At 63.8% G+C, this 15,317-nt stretch carries 15 protein-coding genes; 9 read left to right on the forward strand and 6 right to left on the reverse strand.

Going from position 1 to position 15,317, the window contains the following annotated elements:
- Positions 1–7 precede the first annotated feature (7 nt).
- Complete coding sequence (locus H9639_RS04985) at positions 8–1,324, reverse strand: ABC transporter substrate-binding protein (protein ID WP_191807039.1); 1,317 nt, start codon at positions 1,322–1,324, stop codon at positions 8–10.
- A gap of 29 nt (positions 1,325–1,353) precedes the next feature.
- A complete protein-coding gene (locus H9639_RS04990; protein ID WP_191807040.1) occupies positions 1,354–2,370 on the reverse strand; it encodes a LacI family DNA-binding transcriptional regulator in 1,017 nt (338 codons plus the stop codon).
- Between the two features lie 266 nt (positions 2,371–2,636).
- Between H9639_RS04990 and H9639_RS04995 the strand changes: the two genes are divergently transcribed.
- Positions 2,637–3,044, forward strand: coding sequence for a RidA family protein (locus H9639_RS04995; RefSeq protein ID WP_191807406.1), 408 nt, complete (start codon positions 2,637–2,639; stop codon positions 3,042–3,044).
- 24 nt (positions 3,045–3,068) lie between these two features.
- On the opposite strand, the gene H9639_RS05000 is transcribed toward H9639_RS04995, so the two are convergent.
- Complete coding sequence (locus tag H9639_RS05000) at positions 3,069–3,671, reverse strand: RNA polymerase sigma factor (protein WP_191807041.1); 603 nt, start codon at positions 3,669–3,671, stop codon at positions 3,069–3,071.
- Positions 3,668–4,258, reverse strand: a complete 591-nt coding sequence (locus tag H9639_RS05005; protein ID WP_191807042.1) for a hypothetical protein — start codon at positions 4,256–4,258, stop codon at positions 3,668–3,670. The genes H9639_RS05000 and H9639_RS05005 overlap by 4 nt, the downstream gene beginning before the upstream one ends.
- Before the next feature lie 528 nt (positions 4,259–4,786).
- On the opposite strand from H9639_RS05005, the gene H9639_RS05010 reads away from it, so the two are divergent.
- Positions 4,787–5,893 (forward strand): polymer-forming cytoskeletal protein, encoded by a 1,107-nt coding sequence (locus H9639_RS05010; RefSeq protein WP_191807043.1) that lies wholly within the window; start codon positions 4,787–4,789, stop codon positions 5,891–5,893.
- Between the two features lie 65 nt (positions 5,894–5,958).
- Here the strand turns inward: H9639_RS05010 and H9639_RS05015 are convergent, their stop codons facing one another.
- Positions 5,959–6,534: an RES family NAD+ phosphorylase gene (locus H9639_RS05015; protein WP_191807044.1), complete on the reverse strand. Its 576-nt coding sequence runs from the start codon at positions 6,532–6,534 to the stop codon at positions 5,959–5,961.
- Between the two features lie 2 nt (positions 6,535–6,536).
- Complete coding sequence (locus H9639_RS05020) at positions 6,537–6,938, reverse strand: MbcA/ParS/Xre antitoxin family protein (RefSeq protein WP_191807045.1); 402 nt, start codon at positions 6,936–6,938, stop codon at positions 6,537–6,539.
- Positions 6,939–7,044: 106 nt separating this feature from the next.
- Here H9639_RS05020 and H9639_RS05025 point away from each other — a divergent pair, with 106 nt between their 5' ends.
- The 7 genes from H9639_RS05025 to H9639_RS05055 all read left to right on the forward strand — a co-directional run bounded on the left by H9639_RS05025 (position 7,045) and on the right by H9639_RS05055 (position 15,241).
- On the forward strand, positions 7,045–7,731 hold the full coding sequence (locus H9639_RS05025; protein ID WP_191807046.1) for an ABC transporter ATP-binding protein: 687 nt from the start codon (positions 7,045–7,047) through the stop codon (positions 7,729–7,731).
- Positions 7,732–7,734: 3 nt separating this feature from the next.
- Positions 7,735–9,300 carry a DUF6297 family protein gene (locus H9639_RS05030; protein ID WP_191807047.1) on the forward strand — a complete coding sequence of 522 codons (1,566 nt, stop codon included), beginning with the start codon at positions 7,735–7,737 and terminating at the stop codon, positions 9,298–9,300.
- Between the two features lie 108 nt (positions 9,301–9,408).
- Positions 9,409–10,833: a cryptochrome/photolyase family protein gene (locus H9639_RS05035; RefSeq protein ID WP_191807407.1), complete on the forward strand. Its 1,425-nt coding sequence runs from the start codon at positions 9,409–9,411 to the stop codon at positions 10,831–10,833.
- A gap of 98 nt (positions 10,834–10,931) precedes the next feature.
- Positions 10,932–11,507 carry a hypothetical protein gene (locus H9639_RS05040; protein ID WP_191807048.1) on the forward strand — a complete coding sequence of 192 codons (576 nt, stop codon included), beginning with the start codon at positions 10,932–10,934 and terminating at the stop codon, positions 11,505–11,507.
- On the forward strand, positions 11,456–13,339 hold the full coding sequence (locus H9639_RS05045) for a hypothetical protein (protein WP_191807049.1): 1,884 nt from the start codon (positions 11,456–11,458) through the stop codon (positions 13,337–13,339). Before H9639_RS05040 ends, H9639_RS05045 begins: the two co-directional genes overlap by 52 nt.
- Positions 13,340–13,672: 333 nt before the next feature.
- A complete protein-coding gene (locus H9639_RS05050; protein ID WP_191807050.1) occupies positions 13,673–14,644 on the forward strand; it encodes a hypothetical protein in 972 nt (323 codons plus the stop codon).
- Positions 14,645–14,647: 3 nt separating this feature from the next.
- The gene (locus H9639_RS05055; protein WP_191807051.1) at positions 14,648–15,241 is read left to right on the forward strand and encodes a hypothetical protein; all 594 of its coding nucleotides are present in this window, start codon (positions 14,648–14,650) and stop codon (positions 15,239–15,241) included.
- The last annotated feature ends 76 nt before the right edge of the window (positions 15,242–15,317 follow it).

Here is a 15,317-nt window from a genome sequence, read left to right on the forward strand (position 1 = left end):
CGGCGGGCTATTCGGCCGAAAGCTCTTCGAGCTTTACCTGCATGTCAGCGAGGGCGGTCTCCGGATCCTTCTGCCCGGTGAGTGCCGCGTACGCCTCTTCCTGGATGGCCGTCGTCGTCGCCCCGTACTTGACGACCTGCGGCCTGGCCTGCGCGTTCTCCAGCGATTCCAGGAGTGTCGGGTAGAACGGGCGCTTTTCGACGACGGCGGGATCCTCGAGCAGCGAGGGGTAGACCGGCGCGCGCGAGCTCTTGTCCAGGCGGGCCTTCGACTCTTCCTCACTGGTGAAGAACTTAATGAAGTCCAGGGCCGTGGCCTTGTTCTGCGTGAACGGGGAAACCGCGAGGTTCCGGCCGCCCAGCGTGGAGACACCCGGGTTGTCGCCGATGCCGGGCACTGAGCTGATGCCGAATTTGTCCACGACGGCGCTGGAACCGTCCGTGGCGGTCAGCGAGGAGTAGACGAAGGGCCAGTTGCGCAGGAACACCAGGTCACCTTCCTGGAACGCGCGGCGGCCCTGCTCCTCGATGTAGGTGATGGCGTCGCTGGGAACGAGGCCGTCGTTGAAGGCGTCCGTGAGCTGGGTGAGGCCGGCGAGGGCCTCGGGGGTGTCCACCGTCGGGGTTCCCTCGTCGAAGAGCTGGCCTCCGGCAGATCCGACGGCTTCGGTGAAGTTCACCGTCAGGGCCTCATTTTTGTCGAACTGTCCCGCATAGCAGGACATCCCGTCGGCCTCCGGGAGGGCCAGCACTTTCTCACACGCGGCCGTCATCTCTTCCCAGTTCGTGGGCGGGGCATCGATGCCGGCAGCCTGCAGCAGGTCCGTGCGGTAGTAGAGCAGGGCGCCGTCCGTGTAATACGGGGCGCCGTACAGAGTGCCGCGGTAGGTGGCGGTCTCCACTGCGGCAGGGACCATGCTGTCGGTCGGCAGCGCATCCTCCGGCATCGGCATAATCCACCGGTTGGCGGCGAACTCGGAGGTCCAGACGACGTCCAGGTTCAGCACGCTGAAGGTGTCCGACTCGATCTGGGCGTTCTGCACCAGCTGCTGGCGCTGCTGGTCCGCGGAATCGGGCAGCTCGATGAACGTCACCTGCTCATCGGGGTGCTCGGCGTTCCATTTGTCGATGGTGTCCTGCGCGGCGCCGGAGGCGTCCCGGGAGGAGACATAGTTGATGGGTCCCCGGCCTTCGAACGCGGCGGCCGCGTCCTGCTGCGCTTCCGGGGACTCGGCGCCGCCACCGCAGCCGGTGAGCGCCAGGGCGGAGATGGTCAGTGCTGCCGTTCCGAGAAGAATCTGCCGATAGTGGCGTCGTTGCCTCATGCTGTGCTCCTTAGAGTGGTGCGTTGCTCTTACAGTTCCTGGCTGGGCTGGTGCTGGTGTGCGGGGTGCTGGTGTGCGGGCGGTCCGGTGGATCCGCGGGCAATGATGGAGTGCGGCATAATGCGCGGCCCGAGGTTGCGGGCGCGCAGCAGTTTCCGGACCGCTGCCCGTCCCATCTCCTCCAGGGGCTGGGCGACGGTGCTGAGCGGCGGGTGGACGTGCTGGGCCGTGGAGGTGTTGTCGAAGCCGAGCACCGAAACATCGTCCGGAACGCGGCGGCCGCGTTCCTGCAGTTCGTTGACGGCGGCGGCTGCCATTTCGTCGCTGACGGCGAAGATGGCGGTGAGGTCCGGGTCCTGCCGCAGCAGCTCATCCAAGCCCGGGGCACCGCTGTCATAGAAGAACGTGCCGTGCGCGACGACGGGCGGGTGGCCTGCCTCCGCCATGGCCCGTTCGTAGCCGCGCTGCCGGGGGTGGGCCACGAACACCGACGCCGGATCTCCGGCGAGCAGGCCGATGCGCCGGTGCCCTAGGGACAGCAGGTACCGGGTGGCATCGTAGGCGGCCCGCTCGTCATCAATGGAGACGCTGGGAGAGCCGGACCTGTCGCTGATGGCGACCGAGATGATCGGGATGTTCGGGCCGAGGATCTGCCGCGTTTCCTGCGTGATCACCGCGGAAATAAGGATTACGCCTGCTGCCCGGTAAGTCCGCAGCGTCCGCAGGTAGCCGTCAATAAAGACGGACTGGAGTCCCGTCCGGCCCAGCATGACGGCGTAGCCCTGCTCGCGTGCTGCTTCCTCGACGCCGCGCATCACTTCGGAGGCGAGCGCGTCAGAAACCATGGGGGCAAGGAGTCCGATAACCGACGTCTGCCGGGTCTTCAGCCCGCGGGCCATGAAGTCGGTCTCGTAGTTGAGGGAGGTGACGGCTTCTTCGACGCGGCGCCGGGTTTCCTCGGAGTAGCCCACAAGTCCGTTGACCACGCGGGAGACGGTCGCCGGAGATACGCCGGCATGCTTGGCGACGTCCCTGATGGTTACCATGACCCTCCTCTGTTCGGACTTCGTGTGGACTCCGTGCGGACGCTGTTCGGACTCCGTGCGGACGCAAACGGTTTACGTAAACGATTGCGCGACTCGCGTCACACCCTAAGCAGATATTTCTGAGATCCATGATGTTTCGTAAACAGAGCCGAAAAGATGTCTGGTTTCTGGGGGCAAGTTCTTCTTCTGCGGGGATCGTCCTTTAGGGTTGGCCGTGTCTCACGCCTGCCTACAGAATCTGAGCGAACCGCCCATGCCAGCGCACCATTTCAGCCCGCAGCTCCACCAAGTCCACGGCCCCCTTCTCGCACTTCGTCTCGCACGGTGCAACTGGCTATACGGCTGGAATTATTGGCCAGCGAGCCGACGACGGTTCCCTGGTCTCGGAAGATGTTGCGGCGCAGTGCGAGGCAATGATGAAAAACCTGAGAACGCTGTTGGAAGAACTCGACTTGAGTCTTTCGGATCTCCTGCGCACCACCATTTATCTGACCGATTACCGAGAGTTTGAAACAATTAACGCTGTGTACGCCAGCTATGTGCGTGAACCCTTCCCTGCCCGGACAACAGTTCAGGCAGCGGCGCTACCGCTCGGCGCGAAGGTCCAGATCGACGCAGTCATCGCCCTCCGGGATGCGGGCTCTTCTCCTGACCGGATCCTTAGTGACGGCTAATCCGTGAAGACGGACGTTTTCTCCTCAATCGGCGGGAACATTCGCGAGACGACCAATTCCGAAACTCGCGCCGCGGGACTGTCTCGCAGAGCCTGCCGGGGGCGGCGGCTGGTCCTTCCCCTCGCCGTCGGGCTCTCCCAGCGCGGCGCGCAGCTGCTGTTTTATCCGCGCCAGCCGTGACCGCGCGGTTGATGGATTGATACCCAGGACGGCCGCTGCCTCGTGGGACGCCAGGCCGTCCCAGTAGGTCAGCCGGACCAGCTCGGCGTCCTCCTCCGGCAGGCGGTCGAGTGCATCCCGCACCTCCAGGGCTGTGTCTTCCAGCGCCGGTTCGTTCTGGAGCCGCATATCTTTCACCAAACGCTCAACTGCAGCGGAGCGGCGGGCCAGCTTGCGGCGGGAGTCCCGCAGGACGTTGTGCGCGGTGGTGAACAGCCACATCCGGCCCTGGGTTGGATCCGCCGGCACCCGACGGCGCAACTTCCACGCGGTGAGCAGCAATTCGCCGTATGCTTCCGCGGCATCGCCGTCGTTCAGCAGACGGCGTTGGAAATACCGCAGCAGGTCGTCGGCATTGGCGCGGACGAGCTCATCGATCAACGACGCCGTCTCGCTCGCGTTACTCACTGGCAGCCCTGCGTGATGCTGAACAGGCTCACGGGGCCTTGTCCTTCCGGGGTTCGCAGGCCTCGGTTTTCTATCTCCGCAAACAGAAGGTCAGCTACGGTCCCGTGAACGGCGAACTGTGTGATCTCATCGGGACTGTTGTGCAGGACGCCGGGGGTGCCGTCGCCGAACGGTTTGTCGTTTTCTGCCTCCGCGCGAGCTCTCGCAGCGGACGTGTCCAGAGTGTTGAGGTCGAGTCCCGCGACGAACTCACGGGCGGCGGCGACCTCCGGTGCATCGTCTGGAACTCCATCCGGCTCAACTCTGAGAGCGGAGTAACAGGTCTGGCCGTTTGGGCCGGGGAACTGGTAAACGTTGTCGGCTGTCCACCCCCAGGGGGTCTGCATACCGTTGCCGGCCACCGCGACTGTTCCTCCGGCTGCGAGCACAGCGGAAGCCGCCGCGCCGGCCGCCCAGACGCGGAGGGTCCGCTGACGCCGTCTCCGCGCTCCTTCCAGGATCCGCGTACTGTGCTCAGCCAGCCCCAGCGGCTGGGATACGTGCGGGGCCGCTGCGCGGATCCGGGTTTCCAGGTCGAGATCATTCATGAGGGTGCCGCCTTCCTGACAGATGCTTTACCCATACATGGCCGCAGGCCCCACGATTGTCCACCGACTCAGGAGTCTCTTTGGCCGTCGGCCTACGGTAGCAACCGCTCTGAAGATGCTTTACTGGCCATTCCAGTCGCGGAAGTCTCCCCATCCGGTATTCCCGAAGCTAGGGCTCTGCCCGCCGCTGAGGATCGAAGCGCGCCGGTAGCTTGAACCGATGACCTCCCGGGGCTGTGCTTCCGTGCCGGACCCCCTCAATCGGCGGCCAACAATCCGGGACGCACGGAATCCTTGGGCCCTGGGCTCTCCCCAGCCAGCGGCCGGGAACCGGCAGGAATTATGCCGAGCGCCAGCCAACCGCATCCTCCGCCCCTATTGCGCGGCGGCTATCTGGCGGACACTGAGGACATTGGCCCCGGGACCACGGCGCCGGTTTGCGTATCGGCCTCAAGTTCCGGGATGCCGCCGTCAACAGCCCTCCAACGAGGACCATCAGGCGGACCCAGGTACCGGAAAGGCATTCCGATGAGACTTCCTTCTCCCTCACGGCGGGCTTTCTCCGCAGTTCTCGCCGCTGTCATTCTGCTTCTCCTCACGGGGACCAGCGCATTCGCTGCTTCCCCGGCATCCAGCCCGCAGTCTGTGTCCACTGCTGTGACGAACGACGGGTCAGGCCCGCAGTACTACAGCGGACTGAATATCGACGTCCGGGACGACGTATCCGGGGACGTGTACGCGTCGGGACAGAGAATCACCATCAGCGGAAACGTCACAGGGGATGTGATCGCGGCCGCCCAGACGATCACCATCACCGGAAACGTTGACGGAAACGTGCGCCTGGCCGGGCAGGACGTAACCATTAGCGGCGACGTTACGCGCAGCGGCACCATCTTCGCGTCGACTGTCGACGTGACCGATACCGGCTCCTTCGGGACCGATCTGGTGGGCGCCGCGGGCGATATCTCCATCGCCGGCGCGATCGGCCGTGATGTCCAGGTCGGCGTCGGGAACCTGACCATCGACGGGACTGTCGGCGGCAACCTGACGTACAGCTCCAACAAAGATGCGGACATCGCCGACGGCGCGGTCAGTGGCACGGTCGAGCGCATCGCGCCGCAGCCCGACCGAGAGCCGTCGCCGGGGGAAAAGTTCATTGGATGGGTCCTCGGGCTGCTCTATGCGTTGGTTGCCTTGAGCCTCATCACGGTGCTCGCAGGCTGGCTCTTCCCCCGTCTGCTGCACCGTGTGACCGACCGTTTGGTGCCCCAACCGTGGAAGGCCCTGCTGGTTGGTTTCGTGGCATCGATCGCCGTTCCGTTCGCCGTGCTGATCCTCCTGGTCACGGTCATCGGGGCGCCCGTTGCGCTGGCCATCCTGCTGGTCTGGATCTCGCTCACGCTCGCAACCTTCGTCTTCACTGCGTATTACATAGGCAGGCTCATCTTCCGCGGGAACCAGCATCCGGTGATCAAGGCGCTCGTCGGAGGCATCATCCTCATCGTCGCGCTGCATGTTCCGTGGCTTAACATCCTCGTCTGGCTGGCCATGGTGTTCTTCGGCCTCGGCGCGCAGCTCCTGGCAATCTACGACCGGCGTCCCTGGCGGCGCGTTCCGCCCGCAGTCGGCCCGTAGGAAAACGGCCGCCATTACGCGGGCGCACGACTTTTTACCTTCAGCAAGCCGAGGCTGTTTCTATGTCAGACGATCGTCTTGGCCAGGGACTTCATGGCGTCTTGGACATGCATGTTGTTGAGGTCCAATCGCTCGATGTTTCGCAGCGTCAACGGCGCCGATCTGGAGGGTGTTTCCCAGATGCCGATGATTTCCCAGTGTGGACGATGGAATGACCACCATTTAACCCCGGCCCATTGCTGCGCACCGGCGGTGTTCCGCTGGTTAAACACACGCAGGGCCCATGCCTGGCTGGCTGCCCGGTTGCGCGTGACAACCTCAGACGGCTTAATGCGAAGGTCAACGAGGTTCTGGGCGTTGTCCAAGTCAAGCAGGTTAATACTGTCCGGGATCTCAAGTGTGGCCAGGGCGCGCCGGGATCCGCGAAGGTACGGGACATCGAACATGTCGGCCGTCCACTGGTTCTGGTCGCCGAAGACCTCGGCTACAGCGCCGGCCGGAGTCATCGCCAAGTACCAGAGGTCATATGACCCGGGATTATCCAGTCGGCCTCCGGATTGCGGCTTGTGCAGGTAGAGAGGGTGGCCCGGTTCTCCGGGCTGGGCCCGCGGCAGGTACGGGAAAATCCTGTATGCGAGCATGCCTAGCCGAAGGCGCCGGACTGGGCGGCGTCGAGAGCGGCAATGACTTCAGCTGAACCACGGGTCTTGAGGACGTCGATGGGGCGGGCCCCGTCAAGGTAGGAGTTTGAGCCTTGAAGCCACTGGAGAGCGGCGTCCCTGCTCCAGATCATCCGTGCACGGGCCATCACATGATCGAGGTCGACAACCAGCCGCCCCGCTTCCAGGCCGGGCGATTCCAGGCCCCGGCTCCAGCGCGATGGCTGACTAGGGCTGACACCGAGTACCTCAGCCACGACGGTTGTGCTGCCGAAAGCTTCAATGAGCAGCTCTGTTCGCTGCTGCGCCCCGGAGAGCCTGCTCCCCCGCCGGGCTCCAGTTACGGATGTTCTGGAACCTCGTCTCGAAACGCTTGGGCTTGTCATGTCTTGACCCTACGCCCAACAGATTCGTTGGGCAATGCCGACTGGCTGACCCGGCTCTGCACTCCGCTGCGGAATGAGGCCGGCGCGGCTCGGCTAGATTGAACCCATGACTTTCCCGGGGGCCGTGCTCGATATTTCCAACCTATCCGTAGGCTACGGCGGCGCGCCGGTGTGCGGACCGATCACGGCACGCGCGGACGCGGGTGAGATCCTCGGCGTCGTCGGCTTTAACGGTGCCGGCAAGTCCACGGCCGCCCGCACCATCGCCGGGAAGCAGCAGATGCTCGACGGCGAGGTCCGGGTCCACGGGCTGCCGGTCAACGAGGACGCGATCCCGTTCCGCCGCCAGGTCGCCGCCCTGTTCGACGAGGACGCGTTCTTCCCCTCACTGTCCCTGCGCGAGCACCTGCAGCTGGTCGCCCGCGGGCACTCGGTCCCGGATCCGGACGCCGCCGTCGACGCCGAACTGGACTTCTTCGCCCTGCAGGAGCGGGCCGACGCCGTTCCCGCCTCCGTCTCCTCCGGCCAGCGCCGCCGGCTGCTGCTGGCTTCGGCCCTGATCCGGCCGTCGTCGCTGCTGATCCTCGATGAACCGGAGCAGCGCCTGGACCCCGCCATGCGCGAACGTGTCGGCGAACGTCTCCAGGCCTATGCCGCCGACGGCGGGACGGTTCTGCTGGTCACCCATGATCCGGCGCTGCTGCTGGCTACGGCGCAGCGGTGCCTGCTGATTGACGACGACGTCCGCGAGATCGCGCCCCAGCGCGCCGCCGCGGAAATCGCCGGACGCTGACCCATGACCACCCAGACCATCCATGCCCCTCCCTTCAACCCGGTCCGCTACACCCGGCAGGCGGCGCGGGCATATTCCCGTGGCCGGTCCCGGTTCCGGGATGCCTTCGTCGACGTCTATACCGCGGTGCTGGCGCTGGGAACCATCGGCGCGCTGGCCGTGGGGCTTGTCCTGGCCCTGCGCGAGCAGGTGGCCTTGGCCTGGAACACGGACGCGGCCGGGCGCACTCTGGTGGCGCCGCCGTCGTTCGCCCTGCCCGACGGCACGGCAGCGACCGTGCTGGTGTTCGCGGCCCTGGTGACGGTGATGACCGTGGCCCGGAAGTTCGGCCCCGCGGCGGTCAACGGACCCGAAGGATACTGGTGGCTGAGCCTGCCGCTGGACCGGCGGCCGATGGTAACCGGACGCCTGGCCCGCCGGCTGACTGCCGTGTGGGCGGGCGCGACCGTGCTGTATCTGCCGTTCGGGTTTGTGATGGATCTTCAGGCGGGCGTGGTGGGGCAGTTCCTGGCTGCCGCGGCATTTGGCGTGGCTGCTGTCTGCGCGGTGCTGCTCGCTGCCCTGCGGCAGGCCGGTCCGGGCACTGAGGGGTCGGGCGCGTCCCGGCCCGAGCTGCTCCGGCGGCTGTTTTCCGGACCGCTTCCCGGTCTGCTGCTGCTCGCGGTGCTGAGTTTCGTTCCGCGGCAGGCAGCGGCGGGTGTCCTGGGCCCGGCGTTCGTCGCTCTGGCGGCCGACGTCGCGCTGGGACTGCTGGTGTTCGCCCGACTGGATCGGATCCCGGGCCGGGAGCTGATCCGCGGCGGCGCGGTGTCCGGGCATGCCGGTGCGGCGGTGTTCCTGATGGATCTCAATGAGGTGGGCCGCGCGCTTTCGGCAGAGCCCGACGGCGTTGCCTCCGCCCGTGCTGCGCGGTTGTATGCGAGGGGCGGGCGGACTCCGTTTGGTGCTCTGCTGCGTGCTGACACCGTAGCGTTCCTGCGGACCCGCGGGTTGTGGGTGCGCCCCATGCTGGTGCTTGTTCTCTGTGTGGCCTTGTTGCTGACCGGCGGCGCGCAGCCTCCGCTGATGCAGCTGGGGATGATTGCGCTGGCTGTATTTGCGGCGGTTCCGTCGCTGGGTGCGGTGACCCGGCGGACCGCGATCATGCCGGGCCTCGACATGCTGCTGCCGCTGTCAGTCTCCGTAGTGCGGCTGAGCCGGATGGCGCTGCCTGCCGCTGCTCTGGCGCTGTGGACGGCGGTGCTGTGTGCCGTGCTGGTGCTGCTCGGCGTGGGGAGTCCGGCGCTGATTGCTCTGGGTGCACTGGCCGGCGTGGGGTTTGGTGCGTCAGCGGTGCGGGGCGCCTACCGGGTCCAGCCCGACTGGACCATTCCGCCCAAGGACACCCCATTCGGCCCGATGCCCAGTGCGCAGACCGGGGCACTGGTTCGCGGTTTGGACACGACACTGCTGGCACTGGTTCCCCTACTGCTCGGGCTGTTCCTTGGTTATGTGCCTGGGGTGTTGCTGCTGGCGCAGGCTGGGTTCTCGGCGGTGTGTGTTCTTGTGGTGATGTACTCGAGTCGATGACTGACTTAAGATCATCCGCAAATTTGAAGGGGTGTTCCCTACCCAAAGTGGGCGCGCGGGACCGCTGCCAAGGTCCACGGATAGGGTCGTGTTATCCAAGGAAAGGACCTGCCCGTGGTTTCCATCGCTTGGCTCCGCGACGATCTGCGCACAGCTGATAACCCTGCCCTCCTGGCCGCAGCGCACGACGGCGGCGCGGTAGCCCTCTATGTTCTGGATGAGGAATCACCGGGCATCCGGCCGCTGGGCGCCGCCGCCAAATGGTGGCTGCATCATGCTCTGCGGGCCCTGCGGCATGATCTTGAAGCCCTGGGCATTCCGTTGGTCCTGTTGCGGGGGCCGGCCGGCGACGTCGTTCCTGCTTTCACGCAGGAGGTGGACGCGGAGCGGATCCTCTGGAATCGGCGCTACGGCGGGCCGGAGCGAGAGGTTGACACTGCGGTCAAGGAGTGGGCGGCGAGCACGGATGTGCAGGCGGAGAGCTTTCAGGCTTCGCTGCTGCATGAACCCTGGACCGTGCGTACGGGCGGCGGCGGACCGTACCGCGTTTTCACTCCCTTCTGGCGAACGGTGTCCGCAATGGATTTCCGGGCGCCCTTTCCGGCTCCGGACAAGAATGCTGCCCCGCCGGACGGCATCCCCGCCGGGGAGGACCTTCAGGACTGGAACCTACTGCCGCTGAATCCGGACTGGGCAACCGGGTTGGCGGAAGCCTGGGCCCCGGGCGAGGAAGCCGGCTTGTCCGCACTCAGCGACTTCCTGGCCGGCCCGGTGCAGAATTACGACGACGGTCGCGACCGCCCGGCGAAGCCCGGGACCAGTCGGCTCTCCCCGTACCTGCGGTGGGGGCACGTGAGTCCGTTCCAGGTGTGGCACGCGCTGTCCCGCGTGCGCGGGAACGGGCCAGGGCCGGATGTGTTCGGCACCGAAATCGGCTGGCGTGAGTTCTGCTGGCACCAGCTCTTTCACAACCCGGATCTGGCCACCAAGAACCTGCGGCCGGCCTTCGACGGATTCCCCTGGGAACATCCGGAGGGCTCCGGACCGCAAACCCCGGCAATCCTGCGGAGGAAGGCAGCGCAATCGCCGTCGAGATCCCGGCCTGATGGCCTGGACCCCCTCGATGCGTGGAAGGCCGGGCTGACAGGAATTCCGCTGGTCGACGCCGGCCAGCGGCAGCTTTGGAGCATTGGCTGGATGCACAACCGGGTGCGGATGGTCGCCGCCAGCTTCCTGGTCAAGAACCTGGGCATCCACTGGCGGGTGGGTGAAGAATGGTTCTGGGAGACCTTGGTGGACGCAGACCCCGCGAGCAATCCCGCCAACTGGCAGTGGGTCGCGGGCTCCGGCGCGGACGCAGCACCGTTCTTCCGGATCTTCAATCCCCAGACACAGGCAAAGCGCTTTGATCCCCAAGGTGAGTACGTTGCCCACTGGGTGCCGGACGCGCTGACTCCCGCCTATCCCGAGCCGCTCGTGGACCTACTGGAGTCCCGCCGGCACGCGCTTGAAGCGTACGAGAGTATTCGCTGAGCCGCACAGTCACCGTCGCCGGGATCGACCTGCCCGTCTACTACGCCAACCCGCATCCCGCGGCTCTCGGCCGCAGGCACGTCCCCTGGGACACTGACGTGAGCACCATCGCCGGGAAGCAGCAGATGCTCGACGGCGAGGTCCGGGTCCACGGCCTGCGGGTCAACGAAGACGCTATCCCGTTCCGCCGTTCGGTCGCCGCCCTGTTCGACGAGGACGCTTTCTTCCCCTCGCTGTCCGCCCGGCTGGATCGAATCCCGGGGAGGGAGCTGTTCCGAGGCGGCGTGGTGTCGGGGCACACCGGTGCCGCGGTGTTCCTCATGGATCTTAACGAGATGGGCCGCGCGCTTTCGGCAGATCCCGACGGCGTTGCCTCCGCCCGTGCGGTCCGCTGGTATGCGCGGGGCGGGCGGACGCCGTTTGGTGCCTTGCTCAGTGCTGATACTGCCGCTTTCCTGCGGACCCTCGGCCTGTGGATCCGGCCGGTGCTGGTGCCTGTTCTCTGTGTGGCTTTGTTGCTGACCGGTGGCGAGCAGCCTCCGCTGGTGCAGCTGGGGATGATTGCTGCTGCGGTTTTGCGGCAGTTCCGGCGCTGGGTGCGGTGGCCCGGGGGACAGCAATCATGCCCGGCCTGGATCTGCTGCTGCCGCTGCCAGTGTCCGGCGTGCGGCTGAGCCGGATGGCATTGCCTGGTGCTGCCCTGGCGCTGTGGATTGCGGTGTTGTGCGCGGTGCTGGTGCTGCTCGGCGCGGGCGATCCTGCACTGATCACTCTGAGAGCGCTGGCTGGTGTCGGGTTTGGTGCGACGGCGGTGCGTGGCGCCTACCGGGTCCAGCCCGACTGGTCCCTCCACCCAAGGAGACGCCGTTCGGTCCAATGCCCAGCGCAGGCCGGGTCCATGGTCCGTGGTTTCGACACGACGCTGCTGCCCGTTGGTTCCGCTGCCGCTCGGACTGTTCCTGGGGTATGCGCCTGGGATGCTGCTGCTAGGGCAGGCTGGTTTTTCTGCGGTGTGTGTTCTTGTGCTGATGTATTCGAGACCGAAGTGACACTATATGATTCTCTGATGCCCCAAGCCGCTTCAACCGACGCTGAGCGTTTCCTTGGTAGCCCCCGTTGGGCACACATGACCGAATGGATGTCTACATCGGAAATAGGCGAGGCCCGGCCGGAGTGGCGTTTGCGTTGTTCTCAGAGATATCAACGTCAGCCAGGAGAATACCCTCAGGTGGGTACACCCCTGCTATTGGTGTCCTGGGAGCAAGCCGAGAGCATCGAGCCTTACGATGACCGACCATTCGATGAAATCGTAGGCTTATGGATGCCAGTAGTAGGAACCGAGTATGAGCCACCACGCAAAAACCAGGAACGTTCGGGCACAATCTATAAGGCTGACTTCGAGCTAGTGCCGGAACCGGGTAATCCTTATGATCACACCGCCCTCGCAGTAGATCTGAACGGGGTCCGTATTGGATACCTGGGTGCCAGTTACGCCGCCCATCACCATTGGAGAGTCCGTGCGCTAAACGTACTGGGGCATCGTGTCGTAGTTCCCGGTTTTTATCGATCCACCTTCAGTCCAATCGCTGAACGGGACTGCCTCGAAGCCTTTGCTCTTCGTCCTACCACGCAGATGTACGACGGGATCTTGGAAGATCAAGAAGAGCAGGCCTCCCGCATTAATGAGTTATGGGCAGCACTCAGTAACGAAACGCGAGAAAGGATTGCGTGTGGCGGCTTTCATCTCACTGATGAAACAGCAGGCGAGGTCCTGAAACTGCAGGAGCGTTTTCCCGACATCGGATTGCCTACGCTGCCTTACGCAGACGCGATGCCGCGGAGCATCCAACTCATGCTCCGTAATGCCCGCCACGAGCAGGCTGAGAGCAAATGGCGTAAGGCTCGCGAGCTTGATGCCAAGGCACTTGACCTCGTACGCGGCGGGTCAAGCGTGAGAAATGCAAGCCGCGAAATCGCTATTTCAGAAACACGTATTCGGAAGGCAATGAAAGAAGCCGGGGTAACGGCTCTTCGGAAACATGCGGATGAATCTCGAGACCAGACCGTCGTATTGCTCGCCGAGAAGGGTCTATCCCTGTCTGCTATTTCCGCTGAAGCTGGGCTGAGCGTTAGAGCAGTCTCAGCCGCACTCCGTCGACGAGATGTGCCCACACGCGGAGTATCCGGCGTGAATGAGTGGTCCCGAGCAAGCATGCTTCAACGGGTCTCCGACTGCGCTGACGCGCTAAAACTCCAAGGGCAGGGAAACACAAGAGAGGAAATCGCCAAACAAATGGGAGTCTCGGTCCACACAGTCAAGAAGCGCTTGAGCGATGGGCATTTCTTCGATAATCCAGCGAACAACCCTCAGCGGCTTGACCTCGCTCGGAGAGTCCGGGAACAGAGCCTCAAGCAATCTGAGTGCTCGGGTTTCGGTGAGCAGCGCGCCCTTACGGATGGCAACGTGCTTGACCTTATTCATGCCGGATGGATGCATCGGGCGTAGTCACCTGACCGAGCCCGGCTCCGTCGTTTCCTCGCGGGCGGACGGACACCGTTTGGCGCGCTGCTCTCTGCCGATAACGTGGCAGTCCGACGGAAGCGAGGCCTGTGCAACGTGCTGCTGATTAGGACTTTCAATCGACAGTAATCAGACGGCCGGTCGTGGGTGGATAGGTCTCCCGTGGTGATGCCCAGCCCTCGCTACATGCTCCTTCGGGATAGCCCCGCTCTCTCGCAAGCCGCGGCCCAGTCGCGCGGTAACGGACCCGTCGCTGCGACCTTAGACTTGCTAAAAGCGGAAAACCCGCATAGGTCTCGAAGCACAGGTAGGAACGCGGTGGCGTCGTTGGATTATGAGTATGGCTATCGTTTGTCGACTTTTTCGATATCAGGCACCCAACCCGGAGGGAGCTTCCTTCCGCTAGATCACCCGGCGCTAGGCGAAAACGGTGCGCTGGGTGTCTATTTTGATAACTTAACGCGCCTAGTACTCAGTCCAGGCGGGAAAGACCGAAAGGGCCGATACCTGTCAGTTGAATCGGTTCGTCGGCACGGCATATGCCTATTGGTGAACCTGCGCGGGGGTCCTTCTGGTGATGAGTCTGACATAGTCGTTGCCGGAACCAACGAAGTCCGCGGCAGGATCACGAAGGACGATGCTCTGACGTGGGATAGCCGCATTCTTTTGGTGTTCCCTCAGGGAAACTACCTTCAAGGATTTATGGTGGCGGAAGCTAAGGGCAGGAGCAACCACGGCCCGGCACTGCAGGATCGACTCGAGCAGCTACTGAAAGAGAACGAGTCATTGCGGCCAGAGGTGACTCATGATGTTGTCGATGCTCTAGCCTGGAAACGCTTTTTCCAAACACAGGACGCCAGAACCCATGAACTGGAGTTTACATTCGCCAATCCCGCAGGCGATGGCACCAACTTTACTGAGGATCATTCGGTTAGAAAGGTGCGGCTGGTCTACACGCTTGAAGCCGACGGATCGGCCGACCATAAATCAACCAAGGTCATCACGGGCCAAAAACAGGATCGAAAGCATGCTCTCCTAGCCGCTGTCGGGGGTCACAAGTATGCTTCTGAGGACGTCGAGGAAGCAGTCGCTACGGTTGTTGCAAATGGAAAGGCTCGCAAGTATCGAGTGAGTAACAGCCCTACCCGTTTCACTCACATAATTGAAAGCATTGGGCAACTCGATGAACCGGCATTTCTCCGGGAAGCCGGACGCACTGTGTTCGAGACCTCTACCGCAATGAAGATCAATCTACCGAATGATTGGTTACCCCTTCCTCAGGAGGACTAGGTAATGGGCGCAAACCGTTTCAGCCTCAGTCCCATCCTTCGTCGCCATTATGAGTCCATGCGCCCACCGGGTAGCAAGCGGATTTCCTTCGGCACCTCCGCAGTGCTCTTTGCGATACCTGGCATCATCGGCACCGGCGCGATTGCAGTGAATTTTAGGCTGCCAGCAGCTGCTCTTACCCCGAGTATGGCTGCGCTTGGTGTGCTCACGGGCGCTTTCCTCTCTGGATTCGTTCTGCTGATGAACACCCGTATCAAAGCGGCGGACGACGAGCATATGAACTATCGACATAACCTAGCCCGGCTCATCGGGCAGACAGCTGTAACATCGCTGTACTTGGTAATTTTCTGCGTCGCAATGATCGCTGCGTGTATCTCTGTCGCCATCGGTTGGGAGCTGCTGGCATCTCTGCCCTATGGCCTCAGCGTGGCCTCAGGGCTTTTACTGGCCGGGCTCGTCCATGTTGCCCTAACCGGCGCTACGTTCGTTCGCAGGCTTTTCGGCGTCTATTATCAACTATTCGCATCCGATTTCACCCCGGAATTGCAGTCGATACCGCCTCACCGTCCCGCACAAAGACACAGGAATTCAGCCTGACGCTCTCACGCCGTTCTGGCTCGCGGACCGGGAATGGAACTCAGTTGATGCCGGACCCTTGTGGGCCTGGCTCGTC

Origin of the sequence: Arthrobacter gallicola (assembly GCF_014836775.1) — a bacterium.
Classification (GTDB): domain Bacteria; phylum Actinomycetota; class Actinomycetes; order Actinomycetales; family Micrococcaceae; genus Arthrobacter_B; species Arthrobacter_B gallicola.

Bases quoted from the DNA above. Each gene is read 5' to 3' on its own strand.
- H9639_RS04985 (WP_191807039.1), bottom strand. From the start codon at position 1,324: ATGAGGCAACGACGCCACTATCGGCAGATTCTTCTCGGAACGGCAGCA.
- H9639_RS04990 (WP_191807040.1), bottom strand. From the start codon at position 2,370: ATGGTAACCATCAGGGACGTCGCCAAGCATGCCGGCGTATCTCCGGCG.
- H9639_RS05005 (WP_191807042.1), bottom strand. From the start codon at position 4,258: ATGAATGATCTCGACCTGGAAACCCGGATCCGCGCAGCGGCCCCGCAC.
- H9639_RS05010 (WP_191807043.1), top strand. From the start codon at position 4,787: ATGAGACTTCCTTCTCCCTCACGGCGGGCTTTCTCCGCAGTTCTCGCC.
- H9639_RS05015 (WP_191807044.1), bottom strand. From the start codon at position 6,534: ATGCTCGCATACAGGATTTTCCCGTACCTGCCGCGGGCCCAGCCCGGA.
- H9639_RS05020 (WP_191807045.1), bottom strand. From the start codon at position 6,938: ATGACAAGCCCAAGCGTTTCGAGACGAGGTTCCAGAACATCCGTAACT.
- H9639_RS05025 (WP_191807046.1), top strand. From the start codon at position 7,045: ATGACTTTCCCGGGGGCCGTGCTCGATATTTCCAACCTATCCGTAGGC.
- H9639_RS05030 (WP_191807047.1), top strand. From the start codon at position 7,735: ATGACCACCCAGACCATCCATGCCCCTCCCTTCAACCCGGTCCGCTAC.
- H9639_RS05045 (WP_191807049.1), top strand. From the start codon at position 11,456: ATGCCCGGCCTGGATCTGCTGCTGCCGCTGCCAGTGTCCGGCGTGCGG.
- H9639_RS05055 (WP_191807051.1), top strand. From the start codon at position 14,648: ATGGGCGCAAACCGTTTCAGCCTCAGTCCCATCCTTCGTCGCCATTAT.